Source organism: Curtobacterium sp. MR_MD2014 (assembly GCF_000772085.1).
GTDB lineage: Bacteria > Actinomycetota > Actinomycetes > Actinomycetales > Microbacteriaceae > Curtobacterium.
In genome coordinates this window covers 895,208-919,222 of record NZ_CP009755.1, presented here as the reverse complement: position 1 = coordinate 919,222, position 24,015 = coordinate 895,208, and the positions used below count along the sequence as shown (strand labels likewise).

Annotated in this window: 21 protein-coding genes; 12 read left to right on the top strand and 9 right to left on the bottom strand. The window is 73.6% G+C overall.

Annotated features, from left to right (window positions below):
• The first annotated feature begins 59 nt into the window (after nucleotides 1–59).
• Nucleotides 60–917: a hypothetical protein gene (locus NI26_RS16435; RefSeq protein WP_144411246.1), complete on the top strand. Its 858-nt coding sequence runs from the start codon at nucleotides 60–62 to the stop codon at nucleotides 915–917.
• Here the strand turns inward: NI26_RS16435 and NI26_RS04290 are convergent.
• The gene (locus NI26_RS04290) at nucleotides 808–2,562 is read right to left on the bottom strand and encodes an ATP-dependent helicase (protein ID WP_144411245.1); all 1,755 of its coding nucleotides are present in this window, start codon (nucleotides 2,560–2,562) and stop codon (nucleotides 808–810) included. The two genes, NI26_RS16435 and NI26_RS04290, sit on opposite strands and share 110 nt — an antisense overlap.
• Entirely contained in the window at nucleotides 2,559–3,494 is a 936-nt protein-coding gene (gene nudC / locus NI26_RS04285) for an NAD(+) diphosphatase (protein WP_066652885.1), read from the bottom strand. Before nudC ends, NI26_RS04290 begins: the two co-directional genes overlap by 4 nt.
• Nucleotides 3,495–3,613: 119 nt before the next feature.
• Here nudC and NI26_RS04280 point away from each other — a divergent pair, with 119 nt between their 5' ends.
• Nucleotides 3,614–4,612, top strand: a complete 999-nt coding sequence (locus tag NI26_RS04280; protein ID WP_066652883.1) for a phosphotransferase — start codon at nucleotides 3,614–3,616, stop codon at nucleotides 4,610–4,612.
• Nucleotides 4,613–4,791: 179 nt separating this feature from the next.
• On the opposite strand, the gene NI26_RS17265 is transcribed toward NI26_RS04280, so the two are convergent.
• Both NI26_RS17265 and NI26_RS04270 read right to left on the bottom strand, forming a co-directional pair.
• On the bottom strand, nucleotides 4,792–8,124 hold the full coding sequence (locus NI26_RS17265; RefSeq protein WP_066652880.1) for an ATP-dependent DNA helicase: 3,333 nt from the start codon (nucleotides 8,122–8,124) through the stop codon (nucleotides 4,792–4,794).
• Nucleotides 8,121–11,276, bottom strand: a complete 3,156-nt coding sequence (locus NI26_RS04270) for a UrvD/REP family ATP-dependent DNA helicase (protein ID WP_158407734.1) — start codon at nucleotides 11,274–11,276, stop codon at nucleotides 8,121–8,123. The genes NI26_RS17265 and NI26_RS04270 overlap by 4 nt, the downstream gene beginning before the upstream one ends.
• 117 nt (nucleotides 11,277–11,393) lie before the next feature.
• Between NI26_RS04270 and NI26_RS04265 the strand changes: the two genes are divergently transcribed.
• Both NI26_RS04265 and NI26_RS04260 read left to right on the top strand, forming a co-directional pair.
• Nucleotides 11,394–11,618, top strand: coding sequence for a DUF3107 domain-containing protein (locus tag NI26_RS04265; protein ID WP_066657860.1), 225 nt, complete (start codon nucleotides 11,394–11,396; stop codon nucleotides 11,616–11,618).
• A 1-nt stretch (nucleotide 11,619) separates the two neighbouring features.
• A complete protein-coding gene (locus NI26_RS04260) occupies nucleotides 11,620–11,916 on the top strand; it encodes a hypothetical protein (protein WP_066652875.1) in 297 nt (98 codons plus the stop codon).
• 57 nt (nucleotides 11,917–11,973) lie between these two features.
• On the opposite strand, the gene NI26_RS04255 is transcribed toward NI26_RS04260, so the two are convergent.
• Nucleotides 11,974–12,690 carry a ferritin-like fold-containing protein gene (locus NI26_RS04255; RefSeq protein ID WP_066652872.1) on the bottom strand — a complete coding sequence of 239 codons (717 nt, stop codon included), beginning with the start codon at nucleotides 12,688–12,690 and terminating at the stop codon, nucleotides 11,974–11,976.
• A gap of 104 nt (nucleotides 12,691–12,794) precedes the next feature.
• Here NI26_RS04255 and NI26_RS04250 point away from each other — a divergent pair, with 104 nt between their 5' ends.
• Nucleotides 12,795–14,291 carry a DEAD/DEAH box helicase gene (locus tag NI26_RS04250; protein WP_066652870.1) on the top strand — a complete coding sequence of 499 codons (1,497 nt, stop codon included), beginning with the start codon at nucleotides 12,795–12,797 and terminating at the stop codon, nucleotides 14,289–14,291.
• Nucleotides 14,292–14,382: 91 nt separating this feature from the next.
• Here the strand turns inward: NI26_RS04250 and NI26_RS04245 are convergent, their stop codons facing one another.
• Nucleotides 14,383–15,264 carry a PHP domain-containing protein gene (locus NI26_RS04245; protein WP_066652868.1) on the bottom strand — a complete coding sequence of 294 codons (882 nt, stop codon included), beginning with the start codon at nucleotides 15,262–15,264 and terminating at the stop codon, nucleotides 14,383–14,385.
• Between the two features lie 61 nt (nucleotides 15,265–15,325).
• Here NI26_RS04245 and NI26_RS04240 point away from each other — a divergent pair, with 61 nt between their 5' ends.
• Both NI26_RS04240 and NI26_RS04235 read left to right on the top strand, forming a co-directional pair.
• Complete coding sequence (locus tag NI26_RS04240) at nucleotides 15,326–16,810, top strand: aminopeptidase P family protein (protein ID WP_081985228.1); 1,485 nt, start codon at nucleotides 15,326–15,328, stop codon at nucleotides 16,808–16,810.
• Between the two features lie 15 nt (nucleotides 16,811–16,825).
• Entirely contained in the window at nucleotides 16,826–17,335 is a 510-nt protein-coding gene (locus NI26_RS04235; protein ID WP_081985226.1) for a GNAT family N-acetyltransferase, read from the top strand.
• Nucleotides 17,336–17,450: 115 nt separating this feature from the next.
• On the opposite strand, the gene NI26_RS04230 is transcribed toward NI26_RS04235, so the two are convergent.
• Nucleotides 17,451–18,368 carry a general stress protein gene (locus NI26_RS04230; RefSeq protein WP_066652862.1) on the bottom strand — a complete coding sequence of 306 codons (918 nt, stop codon included), beginning with the start codon at nucleotides 18,366–18,368 and terminating at the stop codon, nucleotides 17,451–17,453.
• Between the two features lie 157 nt (nucleotides 18,369–18,525).
• Between NI26_RS04230 and NI26_RS04225 the strand changes: the two genes are divergently transcribed.
• The 4 genes from NI26_RS04225 to NI26_RS04210 are packed head-to-tail and all read left to right on the top strand — an operon-like array spanning nucleotide 18,526 to nucleotide 22,449.
• The gene (locus NI26_RS04225) at nucleotides 18,526–19,845 is read left to right on the top strand and encodes a magnesium transporter MgtE N-terminal domain-containing protein (protein WP_066652860.1); all 1,320 of its coding nucleotides are present in this window, start codon (nucleotides 18,526–18,528) and stop codon (nucleotides 19,843–19,845) included.
• 34 nt (nucleotides 19,846–19,879) lie between these two features.
• Nucleotides 19,880–20,395, top strand: coding sequence for a DUF1003 domain-containing protein (locus tag NI26_RS04220; RefSeq protein ID WP_066657854.1), 516 nt, complete (start codon nucleotides 19,880–19,882; stop codon nucleotides 20,393–20,395).
• A complete protein-coding gene (locus NI26_RS04215) occupies nucleotides 20,388–21,554 on the top strand; it encodes a P-loop NTPase (protein WP_066652857.1) in 1,167 nt (388 codons plus the stop codon). Before NI26_RS04220 ends, NI26_RS04215 begins: the two co-directional genes overlap by 8 nt.
• A gap of 43 nt (nucleotides 21,555–21,597) precedes the next feature.
• Nucleotides 21,598–22,449, top strand: a complete 852-nt coding sequence (locus NI26_RS04210; RefSeq protein WP_066652855.1) for a class I SAM-dependent methyltransferase — start codon at nucleotides 21,598–21,600, stop codon at nucleotides 22,447–22,449.
• A 69-nt stretch (nucleotides 22,450–22,518) separates the two neighbouring features.
• On the opposite strand, the gene NI26_RS04205 is transcribed toward NI26_RS04210, so the two are convergent.
• Nucleotides 22,519–22,899, bottom strand: a complete 381-nt coding sequence (locus NI26_RS04205; protein WP_066652853.1) for a twin-arginine translocase TatA/TatE family subunit — start codon at nucleotides 22,897–22,899, stop codon at nucleotides 22,519–22,521.
• Nucleotides 22,900–22,963: 64 nt separating this feature from the next.
• On the opposite strand from NI26_RS04205, the gene NI26_RS04200 reads away from it, so the two are divergent.
• Nucleotides 22,964–23,596 (top strand): O-methyltransferase, encoded by a 633-nt coding sequence (locus NI26_RS04200; RefSeq protein WP_066652851.1) that lies wholly within the window; start codon nucleotides 22,964–22,966, stop codon nucleotides 23,594–23,596.
• Between the two features lie 173 nt (nucleotides 23,597–23,769).
• Here NI26_RS04200 and NI26_RS16130 read toward each other — a convergent pair whose 3' ends face one another.
• Nucleotides 23,770–23,940, bottom strand: a complete 171-nt coding sequence (locus tag NI26_RS16130) for a DUF3117 domain-containing protein (RefSeq protein WP_017887054.1) — start codon at nucleotides 23,938–23,940, stop codon at nucleotides 23,770–23,772.
• Between the last annotated feature and the right edge of the window lie 75 nt (nucleotides 23,941–24,015).

The window sequence follows — 24,015 nt, the reverse complement described above, 5'->3', positions numbered from 1 at the left end:
TCTCCACAGATCGTGACGGCCGGTCCCCACGGGGCCGGCCGTTCCGCCAGCGTGGGTGCATGGGCATCCGCATCGACCCCACGCTCGAGTTCGTCTGGCGCGACCCGGGGACCGTGCAGCTCGGCGTCGACCCGCCGCGCGCCGTCGTCCCCGTCCCGACCGTGGCCGAGGAGCGCTTCCTCTGCGCGCTCCGGCGGGAGACGAGCCGCGACGCTCTGACCGCCCTCGCCGGGACGACGGGGTGCAGGCCCGAGGTGGCGGCCCGCGTGCTCGGTGACGCCTCCCCCGCCGTCGTCGACGTCCTGCCCGAGCCGCTCGCCCGGGTCGAGGTCCACGGGGACGTCGTCCTCGCCGACACCGTCGCCGAGATGCTCTCCGGCGAGGGCGTGACGGTGGCCCGGACGGCCGCGCCCCGCGGTGGGCCGGTCGTGCTGCCGGACCCGACCCCCGCACTCGCGGTGGTCGTCGCCGACCACGTCGTCGACCCGGCGCTCCGGTCGGCGTGGGCGCGGCGCGGGACCCCGCACCTGTCGCTCGTGGTCGGCGACGGACGGATCCGGCTCGGGCCGGTGGTCGTCCCGGGCGACGGCCCGTGCCTGCAGTGTGTCGAGTACGCCCGCGTGGACGAGGACCCGGCGTGGCCCGCGCTGGCCGCCCAGGTGTGGGGTCGGCCGGCAGCACCGCTGTCGCCCTGGCGACGCGCAGCGGTCGCGTCGGCCGCGGTGCGGATGCTCGTGCAGCGCCTGCCCCTGCGGACCCAGGTCCCCACGACGGAGCAGGTCGTCTTCGACCGCGACGACCTGACGGTCAGCCTGCTGCCGGTGGCACAGCACCCTCGGTGCGCCTGTCGAGCGCTGCCAGGAACCGACTCGGCGCCCGGGCACCCCCGCGCGTGGAACCCTGCCGTGACCACGTGACGGTGACCGAGCGACGCGCGCGGGTCAGCCCGACGTAGAACAGCCGGCGCTCCTCGTCGACCTCGGCGTCGGTCGTGGCGTGGGAGATGGGCAGCAGCCCCTCGGCGGCGCCCACGACCACGACGTGGGGCCACTCCAGACCCTTCGAGGAGTGCATGGTGGCGAGGGTCACGGCGTCGAGCTCCGGCTCGTGGTGGGTCGCCGCACGGTCGACCAGGTCCTGCGTGAACTGCTGCATCGTCGTGCCGGCGGGCGCTGCCTCGGCCAGGCCCATGACCGCCTGCAACGCCTCCCACTGGTCGCGGACCGCGCCGGTGCCGTCCGGCGGCGTCGGGGTCCAGCCGCTCAGCTGCAGCACGAGCCCGACCCGGCGGGTGAGCTCGTCGTCGGTCTGCCGGACGGCCTCGCCGCGCATGTGGTGCACCGCGAGCTTCACCTCGGGCCGGTCGAAGAACCGCGTGCCGCCCTGCACCCGGTACGGGATGCCGGCGCGACCGAGGGCGGACTCGAGCGCGGCGGACTGCGCGCCGACGCGGAAGAGCACCGCGCAGTCGCCGAACGCCGCTCCCGACGCCACGAGCTCGCCGATGCGACGGGCGACGGTCTGCGCCTCGTCGCCGTCGTGCACGCAGGGCAGCACCTCCGGCTCCGGGCCCCGCTCGACGGACTGCGCGACGAGGTCGAGCGCACCGGGCTGCCCGCGCATCAGGGTGTTCGCGGCGTGCACCACCTCGGGCGTCGACCGGTAGTTCCGTTCGAGGCGCACGACCGACCCGCGGGGGAACTCCGACCCGAAGCCCAGCAGGTACCGGCTCGACGCGCCCGCGAACGAGTAGATCGTCTGGCTGGCGTCACCGACCACGCACACGTCGTCGCGGCCGCCGAGCCACGCGCGCAGCAGGTCGTGCTGCACGGGCGAGACGTCCTGGTACTCGTCCACGACGAAGAACCGGTACTGCTGTCGGACGTACGAGGCCACCCGCGGCTCCGACTCGACCATGCCGAGCGTCGCGAGCAGGACGTCCTCGAAGTCGAGTTGCCGACGGTCGTCCTTGAGCTGCTCGTACGCCTTCATGAGGTCGATCACCCGCCGGGGCGGGGTGTCCCGCGGCATCACCCGGTCGGCCGCAGCGGCCTCGTACTCGTCGTAGGTGAGCATCTGCACCTTGCGCCACTCGACCTCGGCCGCGAGGTCGCGGAGCACCGGGGTGTCCACGTGGATCCCGACCGTGTCGGCGGCGTGCGCGATGACCCGACCCTTGGACTCCACGATGCGCGGGGCGTGCCCGCCGACGGTGTCCGGCCAGAAGTAGCTGAGCTGTGCCATCGCCGCGGCGTGGAAGGTCCGCGCCTGGACCGTCCCGGCGCCGAGCGCGCGCAGCCGCGACCGGAGTTCCCCGGCCGCCCGTGTCGTGAAGGTGAGCGCGAGGACGTGGTTCGGCGAGTACGTGCCGGTCGCGACCCCGTACGCGATCCGGTGGGTGATCGCCCGGGTCTTGCCGGTCCCTGCGCCGGCGAGCACGGCGACGGGGCCGAGCAACGTCCGGGCCACGGTCTGCTGCTCGGCGTCGAGCGCCGCGAGCAGATCGTCCGGCGACGGCGGGCGCACCGGTGCGGCACCGGTCGCCGCGCGGGGATCGGTCACGGCACGTCCAGCGGCCCGCCGTACCACTCCTCGATGATCGCGCGGGCGATCGACGTGCGGCCGGGCAGCAGCAGGGTGTCGCCGGCACGCTCGCGGACCTCGTCGCGCGAGAACCACCGGACGTCGAGGATCTCGACGCCGTCCGGTCGAGCGGTCGAGGGATCGCCGTCCACGGCGCGTGCGCGGAAGCCGACCATGAGCGACGCGGGGAACGGCCAGGGCTGCGACCCGAGGTACTCGGGCTCCTCGACGCGCACGCCGGACTCCTCCCAGACCTCGCGGCGGACGGCGTCCTCGAGGGACTCCCCCGGTTCGACGAAGCCGGCGAGCAGCGAGTAGCGGTCGGCGTCCCACGCGGCGTTCGACCCGAGCAGGATGCGGTCGTCGGCGTCGGTGACCCCGACGATGATCGCCGCGTCGGTCCGCGGGAAGAGCTCGTGCCCCTCGGGGTCGCGGCGGACCCACCCGCCGCTGACGACGTCGGACGGCGAGCCGGTGCGCGGGGAGAACCCGTGCACGGCGTGCCAGTTCGCCATCGCGACGGCCTCGACCGCGAGGCCCTGGTCGCGGGCGGACAGCTCGGTGCCGAACATGCGCAGGCTCGACCACGCCTCGTCGTCGGGCTCGATCGCGGCGGCGGCCGTCGCGTCGAGCAGCGCGGCGGCGAAGCGCGTGCCGGCAGGAGCGTCGGCGGCGTCGGTGACCGCTCGGCCGAGGTAGAGCGTCACCGCGTGCTCGGGCACCGCGTCGGCGCCCACGAACCGGAGCGCGCCGTCGGCGTCACGGAGCAGCTCGGCACCGCGGACGGGCAGCCACCGGGTGTCCGGGTCGGCCCGCAGGACGCGGTCGAGGTCGGGGGTGGTCCGGAACTCCGCGTCGCGGTCGAGTTCGTTGCGGGACAGCGGGAGTCTGGCGGCGAACTCGACGGTCACGGCGGGGTGCTCCTCGATCGGGACGGGCTTCTCAACGGGACCCTGTGGACGGTGCCCGGGCTTGCACAGGCCAGCGTGGCGTGCGCTCCGGCACCGGACGCGGACCTACCCTGAGGGGCATGGCGGGATCCCAGTTCACTCTAGCCGCGTTGGCGACCACAGCCGTTCCCGGTCTGGTCGTCACGGGCACGCGCACACTCGGCTCGGCCGCCTCCGGTGACTACGAGTCGGCCGTCCTCCGCGACGCGGACGGCGCGCTCAGTGCGATCCGTCGCCCGCGCAACCAGCGGGCCGAGGCCCGGCAGTCCGCGGACCTCGTCGCGATCCGTGCCCTGAGCGCCGGCATCCGTTCGCGTCTGCCGTTCGCCGTGGCCGAGTACCGCGGTCAGGCGCCGATCGGCTCGACCCGGGCGATCGTCACGACCTACGTGCCGGGCACCCACCCGACGCTGCGCGACCTGACCGAGCGTCCCGACCTCGCGACAGCCGTCGGCCGTGCCGTCGCGGCCGTCCACCAGCTGCCGACGAGCTTCGTGACGGACGCGGGACTGCCGTCGCTCACCCCGTTCGAGGTCCTGCGCTCCGCCGTCTCCGTGATGGACCGCGCGGTCGCCACGAAGCTCGTGCCCGCCGCACTCGTCGAACGGTGGGAGGGCGCTGCGCGCGACCAGCAGCTCTGGCAGTTCACCCCGACGGTCGTGCACGGCGCGCTGGGCACCGGGGTCGTCCTGGTCGACGGCGACTCGGTCACCGGCGTCCTCGACTGGGGCGAGCTCCGACTCGGCGACCCCGCGAAGGACCTGGCATGGGTGCTCGCCGGTCACCGCGACGCCTTCGACACCGTGATCAGTGCGTACGAGGCGAACGGCGGGGGTCGGGACCGCCAGCTCGCCCAGCGCGCCCGCGTCCACCACGAGCTCGAGACCGCCCAGTGGCTGCTGCACGGCGTGCAGGCGAAGAGCACCGAGGTGGTCGACGACGCGGTCGCGATGATGCACCGGCTGGTCGACGCCGTGCAGACCCCGAGCGCGGCGCCGCTGCAGTCGGTCTCCCCCGAGACGATGGAGATCGGCGAGGTCGAGCAGTTGCTGTCGTCGACCGAGCGTCGACACGGCTGACCCGGCCGCCGCCCCGTCCGTCGCGACCACCCACCGGACGGGAGGCTCCCCGCGGCCCCGCCCCGCGCCTCCCGTCCGACACGGCGTCGGTCCACGTGCCGCAGCGGCCCAGCCCTGATCCGGCCGGCCGACGCACCGGGCCCGGCCGGTCGACGCACCAGGCCGGTCGACGCACCGGATCAGCCGAGCGCCTCCTGCCAGGCGCGCTCGAGACCGGCACGGTCGAGCAGTGCCGTGGGCCGCACCTCGAGGTCGTCCGCGACGAAGTAGAAGACGGCGTCCACCTCGTCGACCGGTCGCCCGGTGAACTCGGCGTACGCCACCCGGTACAGCGCGAGCTGCAGCTGCCGCGCGGCCAGGTCTGCCGTGCCGGTCGGTGCCTTGCCGGTCTTCCAGTCCACCACCTCGGCGCGACCGTCGATCTCGTACACCGCGTCGAGCTTGCACACCACGCTGTGCCCGAGGAACGGGATGTGGATCTCGCGCTCGACCTCCACCGGGGTCAGGTCGGCCCAGCGTGACCGGGCGAAGGTCGCCTGGAACGCCGCCAGTCGTCGTGCGTCGTCGTCGGTGACCGCGGCGTCGGTCGAGGCGTCCACGGCCTCGTCCGCGTCGAGCTCGCGTTCGTCGTCCCACAGGTCGAGGGTCTCGAGCGAGCCACCGCTGCGCGCGCGCTGCTCGACCCACTGGTGGAAGAGCGTGCCGAGCCTGGTCGCACGGTACGGCCGCTCCGGCATGGGCCGGCGCAGGCGCTCGGCGACCGCGTCCGGCTGGCCGATGTAGTCCTTGAACCCCGAGGCCGGGACGCGGTGCGGGATCGCGACGCGGCGCCGGTCCGACCGTGCAGCCTGCCGCTCGGCGAGCAACAGGTCGATGTCCGCCGCGAAGCGCCCGGCCGCACCGGGGTTCGCGTTCCGGACGCGGTCGGCTGCCGCGAGGACCCGGGCACCCCGCTGCCCGAACGGCACGTGCGGCCAGGTCTGGGTCGCCCCGTCCCCGCCGAGGGGGTTCTCCTCGTGCACGGTGCCGTCGGGGACGGCGTCGGCAGCGACGACCCCTGCCGCGACGAGGTCCCGGAGGTACCGACTCGGCGGCGTCGGCTTGACCCCGCCGGCCCACGACGACCCGGACACGAGCAGGTCGTGCCGTGCCCGCGTCAGCGCCACGTAGGTCAGCCGACGCTCCTCGTCCTCGTTCCGGGCCTTCACCTGCTCCTTGTAGGCCTCGATGGCGTCGACGACGCCCTTCTGGTCCGCGTGCCCCCGCCACTCGAGCCGCGGGAGCTCGTCGGCGTCCCCGCGGAACTCGTACGGCAGGCGGCCGAAGCCGAGCCACCCCGAGGATCCTTCCTGCGGTCGGGCGGGGAGCGCGCCCTCGACGAGCCGCGGCACCGCGACCGCGTCCCACTCCAGGCCCTTCGACCCGTGGATCGTCAGGATCTGCACCGTGCCGGCCTCCGGCTCCTCGGACCGCGGGCCCATGTCGTCGCGGCGGGCGGCGGCGTCGATCCAGCCGAGGAAGGCACCGAGGTCGGCGCGGTCGTCGGTCGTCACGAACCCGGCGAGCTCGTCGACGAACGCGTCGAGGAAGGCGGCGCTCCCCTGCTCGTGGGCGGCGACCTCGACGTCGAGCCGCATCTCCTGCACGACCAGGGTCACGAAGTCGACCAGGTCCCCGGCCGCCCGGGCCCGGAGCGCGGCGAGCTGCTGCCCGAGCTCGCGCATCCGCTGGCGGCCGGCGGGACTGATGCCCTCGAGGGCGCCGTGCTCGTCGGGGGCGCTCGCGACGAAGTCGAGCGCGTCGACGATCGATCCGTGCTCCCCGGCGGCGACGGACGCGCGGAACGCCGCGGTCAGCTCGTCGTCGAGGCGCTGCTGCGTGTGGTCGCGGCGGAACAGCCAGCGGGCGAGTTCGTGCAGCGCGGCGACGTCGGCGGCACCGACCCGCCACCGTGCGCCGGCGAGCAGGCGGATGAGGTCGTTGCCGGCCGCCGGGTCGTGGAGCACCCGGAGACACGCCACCAGGTCGACGATCTCGGGTCGCTGCAGGAGGCCGCCGGTGCCGAGCACGTGGAACGGCACCCGGTGTGCACCGAGCGCGGCGGTGAACGCCGACAGGTCCTTCCGCGAGCGCAGCAGCAGCGCCATCGAGCCCTCCGGCGAGGCACTCCGGCGGTCCGCGAACCAGCGGGCGACCGCGTCCGCCTCCTCGGGCAGGGTCTCGGGGAAGACGGCCGTCACCGTGCCGGCGTCCGCACCGGGTCGCGGCGCGAGTCGCTCCACGGCGACCTCCGACGCAGCCGACAGCGGGTCGACGACGGCGTTCGCGCCGGCGAGCACGTCGACCGGGTTGCGCCAGCTCGTGGACAGGGCGAAGGTCACCGGCGCCGGCGTTCCGGCACCGTCCGTCCCCGCGACCGGTGCGTCCGGTGCGACCGGTGCGTCCGGTGCGTCCGGTGCGACCGGTGCGACCGGTGCGACCGCGAAGTCGCGCGGGAAGCGGGCCAGGTTCGCCGCGCTCGCCCCGCGGAAGCCGTAGATCGACTGGTGCGGATCGCCGACCGCCATCACCGGGTGTCCGCGGAAGAGCCGGGCGAGGAAGCGTGTCTGCACCACGGAGGTGTCCTGGTACTCGTCGAGGAGCACCACACGGAACCGGCTCCGCAGGTCGTCGACCACCCGCGGGGCGGACTCGGCCGCGGCGAGCGCGAGGGCGATCTGGTCCGAGAACTCCACGAAGCCGCGGTCGACCTTCTGCCGTCGGAACTCCTCGACGAGGTCGACGAGCGGCTCCAGCGCTCCGATCGCTGCGACGGTGTCGGTCACGGCCTTGTAGGGGTTGCCCCTGGCGTTCCCGGGCAGCTCGAGCAGCGCACCGAAGTCGATCGCGAAGCGACGCAGGTCGGCCGGGTCGACGAGGTGCTCGGACACCGCCCCGGCGAGGGCCACGACGGCAGCGGTCACGGTGTCGACGTCGCGGTCGAGCCCGGCGAGCCGGTCGTCCCGCGCACCGACGACCACCCGACGGGCGAGCTGCCAGGCGGAGGGCTCGGTGAGCACCTGGGACTCGCCGTCGCGTCCGACCAGCAGGGCGTTCTCGCGGAACACGGCGTTGGCGAACGCGTTGTAGGTGGAGACCGTCGGGGCCTCGAAGGCGTCGCCGGCGGTCAGGAGCCCGACGTCCTCGAGCGCACGGATCCGGTCGTTGATGCGCACGGACAGCTCACCGGCCGCCTTGCGGGTGAACGTCAGCCCGAGCACCTCGGCGGGACGGACGAACCCGTTCGCGAGCAGCCACACCACCCGCGACGCCATCGTCTCCGTCTTGCCGCTGCCGGCTCCCGCGACGACGAGCGCGGGAGCGAGCGGCGACTCGATGACCGCACGCTGCTGGTCGGTCGGGCGCGGTCGGCCGAGGGCGTCGGCGATCGCGTCGGCGTCGTGGGCCGCCGGGGGTGCGGCGGTGTCGACAGCTGCGTCGGCCCCGGGCTGTGTGTCGGTATGGGTCGTCACCAGGTCACCTCCCCCACCACGTGGATGCGGCACTCGACGCCGGTCCGCGCCCGGTCGCAGTGGTCGTCGACGTTCGCCAGGAAGGTCCGGCCGGCCATCCCCCGCGCGACGGCGTGCAACCGTTCCCGGTAGGCCTCGCGCGCCTCGTCGTCGAAGGCGTGCTGCGTGCGCTCCGAGTACGCCTGTCCCGAGCGGGGGTTCTGCACGAAGACGAGTCGGGCGTCGGCCATCGGCGCGCCCGCCGGGACCCCCTCGACCGCGCCGTCCTCGACCGCGAGCTGGTACGCGCCGAGCTGGGGGTGCTCCGGCATGTCGTTCTTCTCGCTCGGCATGGAGCGCCCGGTCTTCAGGTCGACGACGCTGACCCGCCCGTCGGGGTCGACCTCGATGCGGTCGATGCTGCCGCGCATCCGCGCCGGCCCGGTCACGAGTGCGAACGACGTCTCCGCGCCGAGCAGCCGTCGACCGGCGCTCGCGAACGTGCGCAGGTAGTCGCTGAGCCCCTCGATCATCCGCCGGGTCCGCGCGCGTTCGCGGTCGGCGACCCACGGCGACTCGAAGGTCAGCTCGTCCCAGCGCCCCTCCACGTGGTCCCACAGCGACTCGACGTCGACCGCGGTGGCCTGCTCCATCGCCTCGTGGACGATCGTCCCGATGCCCATCGCCGGGCTCGGCGCGCTGCCACCGAAGGTCTGCACGAACCAGTGCACCGGGCACTCCTCGAAGGTGCCGATGCGCGAGGGCGACACCGCGACCGTCGGGGCGACCGGCTCACCGTCCTCGTGCTCGGGCGCCGGCGGGGCGTCCAGGTCGACCAGCGGGTCCTCCGTCGTCGGCTCGGCCGTCCCGTACCACTCGTCCGGTGACGCACCGGCGACCCCGGCCTCGGCGAGCCGTGCGAGGGCGGATGCGGCCTCGTGGTCGCCCGAGGCGACGACGCGGCGCCGCAGCGAACCCGCCATGCCCCGGAGCGACAGCGGGTGCACGGTCGGTTGCCGGTCCGGCGGCACCGGGACGAGCCGGACGAAGGGCGACGGTGCCTCGTCGTCGTTGGCGACCGTGCCGATGACGACCTGGGTGGTGGCGCGGGAGACGGCGCGGGCGAACAACCGGAGCTCGTCCGCGATGACGGCTGCCCGGTCGTCGACGGTCTGGTCGTCGATGCCGGCGGCTGCGCGGACCAGCCCGTCCGGGTCGAGCAGGCTCCCCCGCACCCGGGTGTTCGGCCAGACACCGTCCTGGAGCCCGAGCACGACGACCACGTCGCACTCGAGCCCGATCGTGGCCGAGGGGGTGAGCACGCGCACGCGGCCCGCCGTGCGGTCGGGGCCGATGGAGTCCTCGGGCAGGTCGGCGCCGAGCAGGTCGTCGACGAACACCCGCGCGGGCGCGTCCGGGGTGCGCTCGACGAAGCGCTTCGCCGCGGTGAAGAGCCCGACGACGGCGTCGAGGTGCCGGTCGGCCTCAGCGGCCCCGACACCTCCTGCCGCGGACTGCCCGCCCCAGGCCGTCGCGAGGCCGCTGCGCTCCCACAGTCCCCACAGGATCTCCTCGATGCTGGCGTCCGCGGCGGCGTCCGCCCGCGCCTGCATGAGGCTGCGGGCGAGTCGGGTCGCGCGTCGGGCGAAGCCGGCGTCGACGGTGGCGAGCCGTTCGGGGGCACCGAGCGCCTCGACGAGCAGCTCGTCGGCGGTACGGGTCCCGCCGCCCGCGAGTTCCTCGCGACGCAGGGCGAGCCGGAGACGGCGCATCGCCAGGGTGTCCAGGCCCCCGAGGGGTCCGGTCGCGAACGACGTCGCCAGGTCGGCACCGAGCGGGAGCACCCCGAGCGCGACCGCGGCGGCGTCGAGGAGCGCCCGGGCAGCGCTGTCGTCACGCGGGCGCACCGGGGCGGCGCCGGCCGTCGCGGGCACCTCGGCGACGGACAGGGCACGCACGAGCTCCGGGATGGCGGCTCCGCTGCGGGTGACGACGGCCATCCGGTGCCACGGCAGGCCGTCCAGCAGCCGGTGTTCACGGAGGCGCCGGGCGACGGCGACGACGAGCGCCGAACGGCTGCCGGCCTCGAGGTGCAGCACGGCGTCGCTCCGGGCACCGGTCGTCGACGCGACGGCGGTGCGCTGGCGTCCGGCCGCGGCGGCCCCGATGCGCGCCGTCACCGCGCCGACGAGCTCCCGGACCGGTGCCGCGTGCCGGTGCACCGTGCCGAGCACGACCTCGTCGACGCGCGCCACACCGAGCCGGGTGGCCAGGCGTCCGAGCACGTCCGGCTCCGCACCGCGGAACGCCGAGGCCGCGATGTCCGGGTCCCCGAAGGCCACGACCTGCACCCCGGAGCGGGCGAGCGCCCCGAGCAGGGCGACCTCGCCCTCGACGAGTTCCTGCGTGTCGTCCACGACGACCAGGCGCAGCGCGGCGACACTCGCCGGGACCTCGTGTCGCAGCACCGCGGCGGTCGCGAAGGCCACGAGCTCCGCGGCGTCGAGACTGCTGCCACGGAAGGCCGTCACCGCTGCGCGGTACTCGTCCACGAAGTCACCGACGGCGCGCCACTCGGGGCGACCGCGCTCGTCGGCGAGCTCCCGCATGTCCTCGGGCTCCACCCCGGCGGCCACGGCGCGCATCATCACGTCGCGGAGTGCCGTGCGGAAGCCGGCCCGTTCCCGCACGACGGCGGTGATCGGCGCCGGCCACTCCGGTCCGACCCCGTCGGTCTCGTGCCCCGCGAGCAGGTCGGCGATGATGCGGTCCTGCTCGCCACCCGTGAGCAGCGTCGGCGGCTCCTGCCCCTGCAGCGCGGCGGCGTGCGCGACGACCTGGAAGGCCAGGGAGTTGACCGTCCGGGCGAGCGCGCCCGGGACCGCCCGGTCGACCGCGGCCGCCAGGCGATCGCGGAGCGCCGTGGCTGCGGTGCGGGCCGAGGTCAGCGCGAGCACCGTGGCGTGACCGTCCGGCGAGACCGCGTCCGGACGGGAGAGCCGGTCGGCGACGAGCCGCGCGAGCGTGGTGGTCTTGCCGGTGCCCGGCGCGCCGAGCACGGCGGCGTGCCGGCCCTCCGGCAGGGCGAGCACGGCGTCCTGCGCGGGGTCGGCGACGAGCGGGCGGACGACCCCGACGTCCTCGGGGAGGGTCGTCAGCGTGGTCCTGGGCACGCGGACACGGTACCGAGGACGGCCGACAGCAACGCTCGACGCACCGGGACCGCCGTCGGCGGTGCGCCCCCGGCGAACGCCCGGGCCGACGGGGTACCGCTCGGATACGCTGTGCTCGTGGACATCAAGATCGGCATCATCAACAGCCCGCGCGAGATCGCCTTCGAGACCGCCCAGAGCGCCGAGGAGATCGAGCAGGCCGTGGCAGCGGCCCTCGAGTCGCAGTCGACCCACCTCTCCCTCAAGGACGAGAAGGGCCGCCGGTTCATCGTGCCCGTCGCCTCGCTCGCCTACGTCGAGGTCGGCGCAGAGGAGTCCCGCCGCATCGGCTTCGTCGCCTGACGTGGAGCTGCTCTTCGCCGTGCTCGGCGGCCTCATCGCGGGGGCCGTCGCGCACGTCGTGGTGCCGTGGCGCTCGACGCGCGGAGCACTGCTCGGCCCCGTCGTCGGCGGCGTCGTGGCGGCCGTCGTGTGGGAGGCCCTGACCTGGGCCGGTTGGCCGTACGACGGCGGATGGATCTGGGTCGTGGCCCTGGTGGGTGCCGGGGTCGTCGCCGTCGTGACCGAGTGGGTCCTGGGTCGTCGTCGCACGGCCGCAGACGAGCACGCCTTCGAGCGCGCACGCACCGAGCGCGTCTGACCGAGCAGGCCCGAGCGAGCGCGCCCCGCGCCCCGGGCCGTCGACGCGGCCCGCGCCTCAGGCGGTCAGGCCGAGTGCGTCCATCCGCCGTGTGTGCGCAGCGATGAGCTCCGTCCACACCGGCTCGAGCTTCTCCTGGTCCTCACGGGCGTGGACCGCCAGCGCCGACCGTGCCACGAGCAGCGTGTCCCCCACGAGCCGCCGGCCCCACATCGCCAGGCGCGACCCGACGCGCGGGTCCTGCTCGATGTGCGCTGCCAGCTCCTCGACGACCGCCGGTTCCTCGCGCGCGTCGAACACCGTCCGCAACCGCTGTCGGACGTCGAGCGGCAGCGACCGGAGCAGGCTGCCGAAGAGGTCGTTGAGGATCCCTGCCGTCACGTAGCCCGTGAGCATCGACTCGTACCAGTCAGCGCCGCTCGTGCGCAGCAGGAAGCGGTCGATCGCCTCGCGGTGGGGCTCCATGAGCTCCGCCGGCGCCCACCCGCCTCGTTCGATCTCGGCGACGATCGTCCGGTGCCGCTCGAGCGCGGTCGTCGCGAGCACGCCCGTGACGAGTCGCCCGGACATCGTCGGCGCCGCGGCACCGGCTCGACCCATCGTCTCGTAGAGCGACAGCTGCAGGTAGGCCGCCTGCCCCAGGTACACGTCGAGCTCGGGACTCACGTCGTCCAGCTGCAGGCGCTCCACGGGCTTGGCGTTCCGCGGGTTCCGCGACGCCAGCCACGCGGCGGCGAGCTGCGCAGCGCGCTTCCGGTTCCACCACGACACCACGCCCCAAGCATACGGGCCGCGGGCACCACTCCCGCCCGGCGGGCGCTGTCCTCGCCCGCCGTCGGTAGACTGGCCTGGACTTCCACCAGGACTAAGGTGATTCTTTGACTTTCGCAGACCTCAACATCGAGCAGGACATCGTCGACGCGCTCGCGACGAAGGGCATCGCCGAGCCCTTCCCGATCCAGCAGCAGACGATCCCGCTCGCCCTCACCGGCCAGGACATCATCGGCCAGGCCAAGACGGGTACCGGCAAGACCTTCGGCTTCGGCCTGCCGCTGATCCAGCGCCTCGGTGCCGACCCGGAGCACGGCGTGAAGGCGCTCGTCGTCGTCCCGACCCGCGAGCTCGCGGTCCAGGTGACCGAGGACCTCGAGCTCGCCACGTCGAACCGGTCGACCACGATCGTGTCGATCTACGGCGGCAAGGCGTACGAGGGCCAGATCGAGCAGCTCAAGGCCGGCGCGCAGATCGTCGTCGGCACGCCCGGTCGCCTCATCGACCTGCAGCGCCAGCGCCTGCTCGACCTGTCGAAGGTGCAGGAGGTCGTGCTCGACGAAGCAGACCGCATGCTCGACCTCGGCTTCCTGTCGGACATCGAGCGCATCTTCCAGGCCGTCCCCGCGGTGCGCCACACCATGCTCTTCTCGGCGACGATGCCGGCTCCGATCGTGGCGCTGGCCCGCCGGTTCATGACGCGCCCGGTGCACATCCGCGCGACGGACCCCGACGAGGGCCTGACGCAGGCGAACATCAAGCACGTCATCTACCGCGCGCACTCGCTCGACAAGGACGAGGTCATCGCCCGCATCCTGCAGGCCGAGGGCCGCGGCAAGACCGTGATCTTCACGCGCACGAAGCGCGCCGCCGCGAAGCTCGTCGAGGAACTGAAGGACCGTGGTTTCAACGCTGCCGCCGTCCACGGTGATCTCAACCAGGAGCAGCGCGAGCGCGCGATGGCGGCGTTCAAGGCCGGCAAGCGCGACGTGCTGATCGCGACCGACGTCGCGGCGCGCGGCATCGACGTGGACGACGTCACGCACGTCATCAACCACACGATCCCGGACGACCCGGACACCTACCTGCACCGCGCCGGCCGCACCGGTCGTGCCGGCAAGACGGGCATCGCGGTCACCTTCGTGGACTGGGACGACCTGCACAAGTGGACGCTCATCGACAAGGCCCTCGAGTTCGGCATCCCCGAGCCCGTCGAGACCTACTCGTCGTCGCCGCACCTGTTCGCCGACCTCGACATCCCCGCCGGGACGAAGGGCCGCCTGCCCGGTGCGCCCTCGCACGCGGCCGAGGCAGGTTCCTCCGCCGGCCGTGGCGCGCAGCGGACCGGTGACCGTCGCGGCTCCGAGCGCAGCGGTGACCGCCAGGGCGGCTCGCGTCCGCGCTCGCGCACCCGGTCGGGAGGCTCGTCCGACGCCGTCACGTCGGCTCCGGCCGCCGAGTCCACGGGTCCTGACGCCGCGCAGCCCGCCGGCGAGGGCTCGACCACCGACGGGGCCGCGAAGCGCCGTCGCCGTCGTCGTCGTCGCAGTGGTTCCGCCGAGGCGACCACCTCGGCACCGCAGGGCACCGGCGAGGGCGAGTAGCGCCTCCCGTCCGAAGGCCCCGTCACTCACGTGACGGGGCCTTCGTCACGTCCGCGTGCCTGCCCGCCGGGGACCCCGACAGGGGCGGACGTCAGGCCAGGCGGGAGCCCGCGCCGTGCACCGGGTCGCTGCCGGTGGCCTGGTCGACGATGGCGTCGAAGGAGTGCCGCGCGGTCCGGTGCTCGCCGAACCGGTTCGGCTTGCCGGTGCCGTGGTAGTCGCTCGAGCCGGTGACGAACAGGTCGTAGCGACCGGCCCAGTCGAGCAGCGTCCGCTTGCCGTGGGCGAGGTTCTCGCGGTGGTCGACCTCGAGCCCGCCGAGGCCGGCGTCGACGAGGTCGCGCAGCATGGGCTCGTCGATCACGATCCCGCGCGAGGACGCCGCCGGGTGCGCGATCACCGGCACGCCACCGGCGCCGCGGATGAGCTCGACGCCGCGCAGGGGCGTCGGCGCGTCGTGCGGTTCGTAGTAGCCGGAGGCCGGGTGCAGGATCCCGCGGAACGCCGCGCTGCGATCCGGTTCGAGCCCTCGGGCGACCAGGGCGTCGGCGATGTGCGGGCGACCGATGGTGGCGCCGTCGCGCGCCTGCGCGAGGACGTCGTCCCACGTGATCGGGTGGTCGCGACCGATGCGCTCGACCATGCGTCGTGCCCGCGCGAACCGGCCGTCGCGGATCCGGGCGGTCTCCGCGACCAGGGCCTCGTCGGTCGGGTCGACCAGGTAGCCGAGCACGTGCACGCTCCGGTGGCCGACGCGGGTGCTCAGCTCGAGGCCGGGGAGCAGCGACATCGGGCGGTCGCGGACGGCGGCGGTCGCCTCGTCCCAGCCGGCCGTCGTGTCGTGGTCCGTCAGGGCGACGCCGTCGAGGCCGGCAGCAGCGGCGGCAGCGACGAGCTCCGCCGGCCGCTCGGTGCCGTCGGACACGCTCGAGTGGGCGTGCAGGTCGATGAACGGATCGGGCACGTCGACCATGCTACCGACAGGTGAACAGCCGCTCAGGCCGGAGGGTCAGCTCGGTGCGATGATGGGTGACATGGCCGACACCACTCCTCGCGCGACGAGCAACCGATCCACCACCCCCGGGTCCTCGACCTTCAAGGACCACATCGCGTCGCAGTGGGCGGACCGGGAGCGTCCCACCCCCGAGCCGCGCGAGCAGTCGCCCTTCGCGGCGGAGCGACGTGCTCGCATCTCGGAGCTGCACCCCGGACGCACGATCGTCGTCCCCGCGGGTCAGGCGAAGGTGCGGTCGAACGACTGCGACTACCCGTTCCGTCCGCACTCGACCTTCGCGCACCTGACCGGCTGGGGCACCGACACGGTCGTCGGCTCCGTCCTGGTGATGACCCCGAACGGGTCCGGTCACGACGCCACGCTGTACTTCCGCGCCACGGCCGGCCGTGACTCCGAGGAGTTCTACGCGAACCCCGAGATCGGTGAGTTCTGGGTCGGGCCCCGCCCCTCGCTCGACGAGGTCGCCGCCGACCTGGGTCTCGCGACGGCCGACCTCGGCGCCTTCGCCGGGGTGGCCGACGGCCTCGACGCATCCGTCCTGCTCGTCCGCGATGCCGACGCCGAGCTGACGCGCGCCCTCGACACCCGACTCGGCACGACGGTCGGCGGTGCGGACGCCGTGGACGGGACCCCGGCGACCGAGGACGTGCTCTCCCGTGACCTGTCCGAGCTCCGGCTGGTCAAGGACGCGTACGAGGTGCGCGAGCTCCGGAAGGCCGTCGAGGCGACGGGGTCCGGTTTCGACGACGTCATCGCCGACTTCGACGCCGTGCTCGCGCACCCTCGCGGCGAGCGCATCGTCGAGGGCACGTTCAACCGTCGCGCACGGGCCGACGGCAACACGGTCGGCTACGACACGATCGCCGCGTCCGGCCACCACGCGTGCATCCTGCACTGGACCCGCAACGACGGCGCGGTGCAGCCGGGCGACCTGATCCTGATCGACGCCGGCGTCGAGGTCGACTCGTTCTACACCGCCGACATCACCCGGACGCTCCCCGTGTCGGGCACCTTCACCGACGTGCAGCGCATGGTCTACGAGGCCGTGCTCGAAGCCGCCGACGCCGCGTTCGCGATCGTGAAGCCGGGCATCACCTTCCGCGAGGTGCACGCGACCGCGATGGAGGTCATCGCGAAGAAGACCGCCGAGTGGGGCTTCCTGCCCGGTACGGCCGAGGAGTCGCTGCAGCCGGACAACCAGTTCCACCGCCGCTACATGGTGCACGGGACGAGCCACCACCTCGGGCTCGACGTCCACGACTGCGCGAAGGCCCGCCGCGAGATGTACATCGACGGTGTCGTGCAGGCGGGCATGGTGTTCACGATCGAGCCCGGCCTGTACTTCCAGCAGGACGACCTGACCGTGCCCGAGGAGTTCCGCGGCATCGGCGTCCGGATCGAGGACGACGTCCTGGTGACCGAGGACGGCGCCGAGAACCTGTCGGTCGGCATCCCCCGGACCCCCTCGGAAGTGGAGGGGTGGATCGCCCGCACCGGCCGCTAGCCTGAGCGGGTGACGATGCCCGACGCCTCCCCCAGCACGACGTCCGCCCCGACCGACGGCCCGATCGCGCCGCGCGGGCTGGTGATCGACGTCGAGCACTTCGACTCGCCCGACGCACAGCGGCTCCGCGCCGCCCAGCGTCTCGAGATCGACCGGGCCTACGGCGGGGACACCGAACCGGGCGAGAAGCCGACGGCCGACTCGATCGCGGTCTTCTTCCTGGCCCGCGACGAGGACGGCACGCCCCTCGGCTGCGGTGGCCTGCGCCTGGTGCAGGACGGCATCGCCGAGGTGAAGCGGATGTACGTGCGGCCGGAGTCCCGCGGGGCCGGTGTGTCGAGCGCGATCCTCCGTCGCCTCGAGGAGGCCGCGATCGACCTGGGTTCCCCGGCGCTCGTGCTCGAGACCGGCGACGAGCAGAAGCGCGCGATCGGGTTCTACGAGCGCGAGGGCTTCCGCCGCATCGCGCAGTTCGGGCCGTACGTCGGAGCGGCGCGGTCGATGTGCTACTCGAAGGTGCTCTGACCACCGAGCCCTGACCGGCGACCCGTGACCGGAGCCCTGACCGGTCACGCGCCGCAACGGAGGACGCCCGCGTCGACGATCGTCGACGCGGGCGTCCTGCGGTTCGGTCCCTCCGTCAGCCGCGCTCGCCGTCGCGGCGGTCGTCGGGTGCCGAGCCGGGTCGCTGGTCCGCACCGGCGGGGCGCTCGTCGGCTCCGTCGACGCGCTCCCCGTACTGCGGGGGCTGGCCCGGTCGTGACTGCGGGACACGCGGGTCCGACGTCGGCGCCGGCTGCTGCGCCGTCTGCGGGGTCTCGCCGTACCGGGGGCCGTCGTTGGTCCCGTACCGCGGGCCGTCGTTGGTCCCGTACCGCGGACCGGCGGCCGACGGGCCGGACTGCTGCGGGCCTCCAGGCCGGTGCTGCTGCGGCTGGTGCGGCGTCGCGTGCCCACCGTAGGGCGAGCCCTGCCGGGGGCCCGGACGCCACGGCTCCTGGCCCTGGGACGGACGGGCCTGCGAACCCGGCGCGCCCGGCTGCGGAGCGTCGTTCCAGTGCGTCGACGGCGTTGCGCCGTGCTGGCCGAGGATCCGCTGCGCCTGGCCGGTGAGCTGCGGGTCGACGACGATCTGGTAGTTCGTGGCGAGCACCTGGTGCACGCTCGTGAAGTCCCGCTGCCGCTTCGTGATCGCGAACGAGACGATGCCGTACAGCATGCCGAACGCGGCGCCGATGATCGCCGCGGCGATGATCAGACCGCCCGCCGTCGGTGAGAACAGCGTCAGCACGATGCCGAAGAAGATGCCGAGCCAGAGACCGGAGAGCGCGCCCGCGATGGCCGCACGGCCGTAGGTCATCTTCCCGGTGACGCGCTCGACGGTCTTCAGGTCGTTGCCGACGATCGAGATCTTGGCGACGGGGAAGTCCGCCTCGGCGAGCTTCGCGACGACGCGCTGGGCATCGGGGTAGCTGTCGTAGGTGCCGAGGACGTCCCCACGCGGCAGCGTCGGGAAGGCCTGGGCGGTGCGTCCGGCGAACGGGCTCTGGTTGCTCACCCAGCCATCATCCACCGGGCACCTTGCGATCACACGTGCGCCTCCCGGGAACCTCCGGGGCAGGGGCGCAGCGGCTGGTGCACCGAGCCGCGCGTCCCCTCGGTGTGCGCAGGGTGCGCTCGTCCCCGGCCCGCGCGGCAGCGACTACGCTGGACGGGTGAGCGCCACGAAGGTCTTCGTCGCCCGCCTCGCCGGGTGCTCCGTCTTCGACCCCGCGGGCGACCGCGTCGGTCGCGTCCGGGACGTCCTGGTCGTGTACCGCCGCGTCGACGCCCCGCACGTCGTCGGGCTCATCGTCGAGGTGCCCGGCAAGCGCCGCATCTTCCTCAGCATCGGCCGCGTCACGTCGATCGGCGCCGGTCAGGTCATCACCACCGGCATCGTCAACATGCGTCGCTTCGAGCAGCGCGGGGGTGAGGTGCGCGTCATCGCGGAGATGCTCGGCCGCAAGGTCCTGCTGACGCGCGACCGCATCCGCGCCACGATCGAGGACGTCGCGATCGAGGACCGCGGACAGGGCGACTGGGAGGTGTCGCAGCTCTTCCTCCGCAAGCCGAAGACGACGCCGTCGCCGTTCGGCAAGGGCCCGACGACGTTCGCCACGTGGAACGAGGTCACCGAGGACGAGCTCCCCGGCGAGGCCCAGTCCGCCGAGCACGTGATCGCCGCCTACTCCGACCTGGTCCCGGCCGACCTGGCGTCGACGCTCCTCGACCTGCCCGAGGAGCGCCGGTTCGAGGTCGCCGAGGAGCTCCCCGACGACCGGCTCGCCGACGTGCTCGAGGAGATGCCCGACCAGGAGCGCATCGAGATCCTGACCCGGCTCGAGGACGCCCGCGCAGCCGACGTCCTCGACCAGATGCAGCCCGACGACGCCGCCGACGTGCTCGCGCAGTTCCCCGACGACCGGAGCGAGGCGCTGCTGCAGCTCATGGAGCCGGAGGAGGCGCAGGACGTCCGCATGCTCCTCGAGTACGAGCCGGACACCGCGGGTGGTCTCATGACCACCGAACCCGTCATCGTCTCCGCGGACGCGACCGTGGCCGAGGGGCTGGCGCTCATCCGCCGGCACGAGCTCGCCCCGGCGCTCGGCGCGAGCGTGTGCGTGGTGCTGCCGCCGTACGAGCCGCCGACCGGTCGGTTCCTCGGGCTCGTGCACTTCCAGCGCATGCTCCGGTACCCGCCGAACGAGCGCCTCGGCACGCTCATCGACCAGCAGACCGAGCCGGTCCGCGTCGACGCGAGCGCTGCCGAGGTCACGCGCGTGATGGCGACCTACAACCTCGTGTCCGTCCCCGTGGTCGACGACGCCCACCGTCTGGTCGGGGTGGTGACGATCGACGATGTCCTCGACCACGTCCTGCCGGACGACTGGCGAAGTCACGGCGAGGGGGATGCCCCCTCGCGACTCCGCCAACGCCAGCGCAAGACGCCCGTGACGACGGGGAGGAGGACCACCCGTGGCCCGAACGGATGACAACCGCCAGGAGCGACTCGACTCGCCCAAGGGCATGCGCACGCGTGTGCTCCCGACCCGCCGCCGTGGCCGCGGGGACACCTTCGGTCGGGCGACCGAGGGCATCGCGCGGGCGATGGGAACGCCCTGGTTCCTGGTCGGCCTGACCCTCTTCTGTGCCCTGTGGATGGGCTACAACACCCTCGCTCCGAAGCCGTGGCAGTTCGACTCGGCTGCGATCGGCTTCACCGCGCTCACCCTGGTGCTCTCACTGCAGGCCTCGTACGCGGCGCCGCTCATCCTGCTCGCGCAGAACCGGCAGGACGACCGCGACCGTGTGCAGTTCGAGCAGGACCGCCAGCGCGCCGAGCGCAACCTCGCCGACACCGAGTACCTGGCCCGCGAGGTCGTCGCCCTCCGCCTGGCGATGCGGGAGATGGCGTCGAAGGACTTCATCCGCGCCGAGATCCGGTCGCTGCTCGAGGAGCTCGACCGGCGGGACGCCGAGGAGGCAGCGCTGCGCGCCGACTCCGTCGACGACGGTGAGGGAGCGGCGAGCACGCGTGGCTGACGGCACCGCAGCGACGCCCGACGAGCAGCTCGGCGCCGCGGTCCTCGCTGCGCTCGGTCGCGTGATCGACCCCGAGATCCGCCGCCCCGTCACGGAGCTCGACATGATCCGCGGGGTCGACGTCCGGCCGGGAGGCTCGGTGCGGGTCGACCTGCAGCTCACGATCGTCGGGTGCCCCGCCGCCGACACCATCGAGCGCGACGTGCGGTCGGCCGCCGGTTCCGTGGACGGCGTGCACCACGTCGAGGTCGACGTCGACGTGATGAGCCCGGCGACCCGCGCCGCCCTCACCGAACGCCTCCGTGCCGGCCGGCCGCGCGGCGTGCAGTTCACCCCGGACTCCCTGACCCGCGTGATCGCCGTCACGAGCGGCAAGGGCGGGGTCGGGAAGTCGACGGTCACCGTCAACCTGGCCGTCGCGCTCGCAGCGGCCGGTCAGCGGGTCGGCATCGTCGACGTCGACGTGCACGGCTTCAGCGTGCCCGGCCTGATGGGGTTGACCGACGAGCACGGCGTCGCACCCCGGCCGACCCGCGTCGACAGCATGATCCTGCCGCCGGTCGCCCACGAGGTGAAGGTGGTCTCGATCGGCATGTTCGTCGACGACGTCTCGACCGCGGTGTCCTGGCGTGGACCGATGCTGCACCGCACGGTCTCGCAGTTCCTGACCGACGTGTGGTTCGGCGACCTCGACGTGCTCCTGCTCGACCTGCCGCCCGGCACCGGCGACGTGGCGATCTCGGTCGGGCAGCTGCTCCCCCACGCCGAGGTGCTCGTCGTCACGACGCCCCAGGCCGCGGCCGCCGACGTCGCCGAGCGGAGCGGGGTCGTCGCACGGCAGACCGGGCAGAAGGTCATCGGTGTGGTCGAGAACATGGCCGGGCTCGTGCAGCCCGGCGGCAGCGTCCTGCACCTGTTCGGCGAGGGCGGCGGCGACGAGACCGCCGCTCGGCTCTCCCGGGGGCAGGACGTCCCCGTGCCGGTCCTCGGCCGCGTCCCCCTGTCGGTCCCGCTCCGGGAGGGCGGCGACGCCGGCGTCCCCGTCGTGCTCGGCGCCCCGGAGGACCCCGCCGCGGTCGCCCTGCGGTCCGTCGCCGAGACCATCACCACGATGGGACGGGGCCTGGCCGGACGGAAACTCGGGCTCAGCCTGTCCTGAGCGATCGTCGCGCACGGGCCGACGCGCCCGCTAGCGTGGCCGCATGGACAGCTCCGACCACGTCAGCGTCGACTGGGACGCCGCCCGCGCGACGAACCGCGCGAACTGGGACGACCGGGTCCCCATCCACGAGGGCGCGTACGACGTCGCCGCGCTCGACGACCCGGCACACCGGTCGGACGTCGTGCGCGACGACCTGCCCGCGCTCACGCCGTGGCTGCCCGGCGGCACGCTCACGGGGCTCGACGTCTGCCACCTGCAGTGCCACATCGGCACCGACACGGTCTCGCTGGCCCGCGAGGGTGCACGCCTCACCGGGGTCGACTTCTCGGCACCGGCGCTCGCGGCGGCAGCGGCCCTGGCCGACCGGCTCGGCCTCGACGTCACGTGGGTGGAGACCGACGTCCTCGACGCCCGCGCGGCCGTCACCGGCGACTTCGACGTCGTCTACACGAGCATCGGCACGATCTGCTGGCTCCCGGACCTCGACCGCTGGGCCGCGCAGGTCGCGGGACTCCTCAGGCCGGGCGGGGTGTTCTTCATCCGCGACGGACACCCCGCGCTGTACGCCCTGGACGAGGACGCGCCGGAGCTCGTGACGCGGCACCGGTACTTCCCCGACGGCACGGCCCAGCAGTGGGAGGACGCGGGCACCTACGTCGGCGAGGGCACCGTCGCGAACACCCGGACGTACGAGTGGCCGCACCCGCTGTCCGAGGTCGTCAACGCCCTGCTCGGCGCCGGACTGCGTCTCCGCCGACTGGACGAGGGGCGCACCCTGCCGTGGCGGTTCAGCCCGCGCATGGAGGAGGACGGCCACGGTTCGTGGGTGTGGCCCGCCCCGGACCGCGACCGGATCCCGACGACGTTCACGATCGTCGCGACGCGTGATTGAGAACGGACGGGAGGCCCGGTGCCAGCTGGCACCGGGCCTCCCGTCCGTCGTGTCGTGACGGGAGCCGCGTCAGGTCGCCTCGGTGTCGAAGGGGGCCGGCTCGCCCTCGGCGAGCGGCACCACCGGCGCCGTCGCACGCACCTTCGACGCGGTGACCTGCGCGGTCTCCACCGCGGCCGTGCTGCCGGCGGCGGTGCCCCCGGAGTCGAGCAGGGCGTCGCGGATGATGCGACGGGGGTCGTACTGCCGGGGGTCGAGCTTCTGCCAGTCGACGTCGTCGAACTCGGGGCCCATCTCCTCGCGCATGCGGTCCTTCGCGGTGTCCGCGAACCGGCGGATCGCCTTGACGAACTCGGCGAGCTTCTGCGCGTACATCGGCAGGCGCTGCGGCCCGAGCAGCAGCACCGCGATGATCCCGATGATCAGGATCTTGTTGAAGTCGATGGACACGGCAACGAGCGTAACCCGTCCCACTGCGCCGCACCCGTAGAGTTGTCTCCCGAACGGAGTGTGCGTGTCAGAGAAAGAGTCGAACTGGAAGTTCGCCGAGGACATCGTCTCGGAGCCCGAGGTGATCGCGCGAGCGCGAGAGCACTCCCTCGAACTCGGGGTCGAAGCCGTCTCCCCCGCGATCGGCGCCCAGATCGCCGTGGTCGCAGCGGCATCGCGCGCGACGAGCATGATCGAGATCGGCACCGGGCTCGGCGTCTCGGGACTCTACCTGCTGCGCGGCGCGCCCGATGCGACCCTCACGACGATCGACGTCGAGGTCGACCACCAGCAGTACGCCCGTGACGCCTACGTCGCCGCCGGCACGGCACCCTCGCGCGTCCGGCTCATCCCGGGTCGGGCGAACCAGGTGCTGCCCCGGATGAACGAGGCGTCGTACGACGTCGTCCTCGTCGACGCCGACCCCGAGCACGTGATCGAGTACGTGGAGCACGGACTCCGCCTCGCGCGCGTCGGGGGCACCGTGCTCGTGCCGCACGCGCTCTGGCGCGGTCGCGTCGCGGACCCGGTGCGTCGGGACCGCGCGACGACGGACTTCCGACTGCTGCTCACCGAGGTCTCGACCTCGGGCGCGGTGCGGAGTGCGCTCTCCCCCGCCGGGGACGGGCTGCTGCAGATGACGAAGGTCTCGGCCTGACCCGCCGGACGTCCTGACCCGACGGACGTCCTGGACCGACGGACATCCTGATCCGATGGACGTCCTGGATCGACGGACGTCGCGGCCCGGTCTGCCGGTTCCGTCGGCCACGACGCACACGAGAGGCCCGGAGCGTACGCGCTCCGGGCCTCTCGTCGTGGTGCGTCGACGGACTAGGCGGAGACGACCTCTGCCAGTGCGTCGTGGAGTTCCTTGGCCTCGGCGTCGTTGACCGAGACCACCAGGCGGCCTCCACCTTCGAGCGGAACCCGCACGATGATGAGTCGACCCTCCTTGACAGCCTCCATCGGCCCGTCACCGGTCCTCGGCTTCATCGCTGCCATCAGATGTCCCCTTTCGTGCAGAAGATGCAGGCCCATTATCCCGTACCGAGGGGGCAACTGCGAAACCGCCCAGGT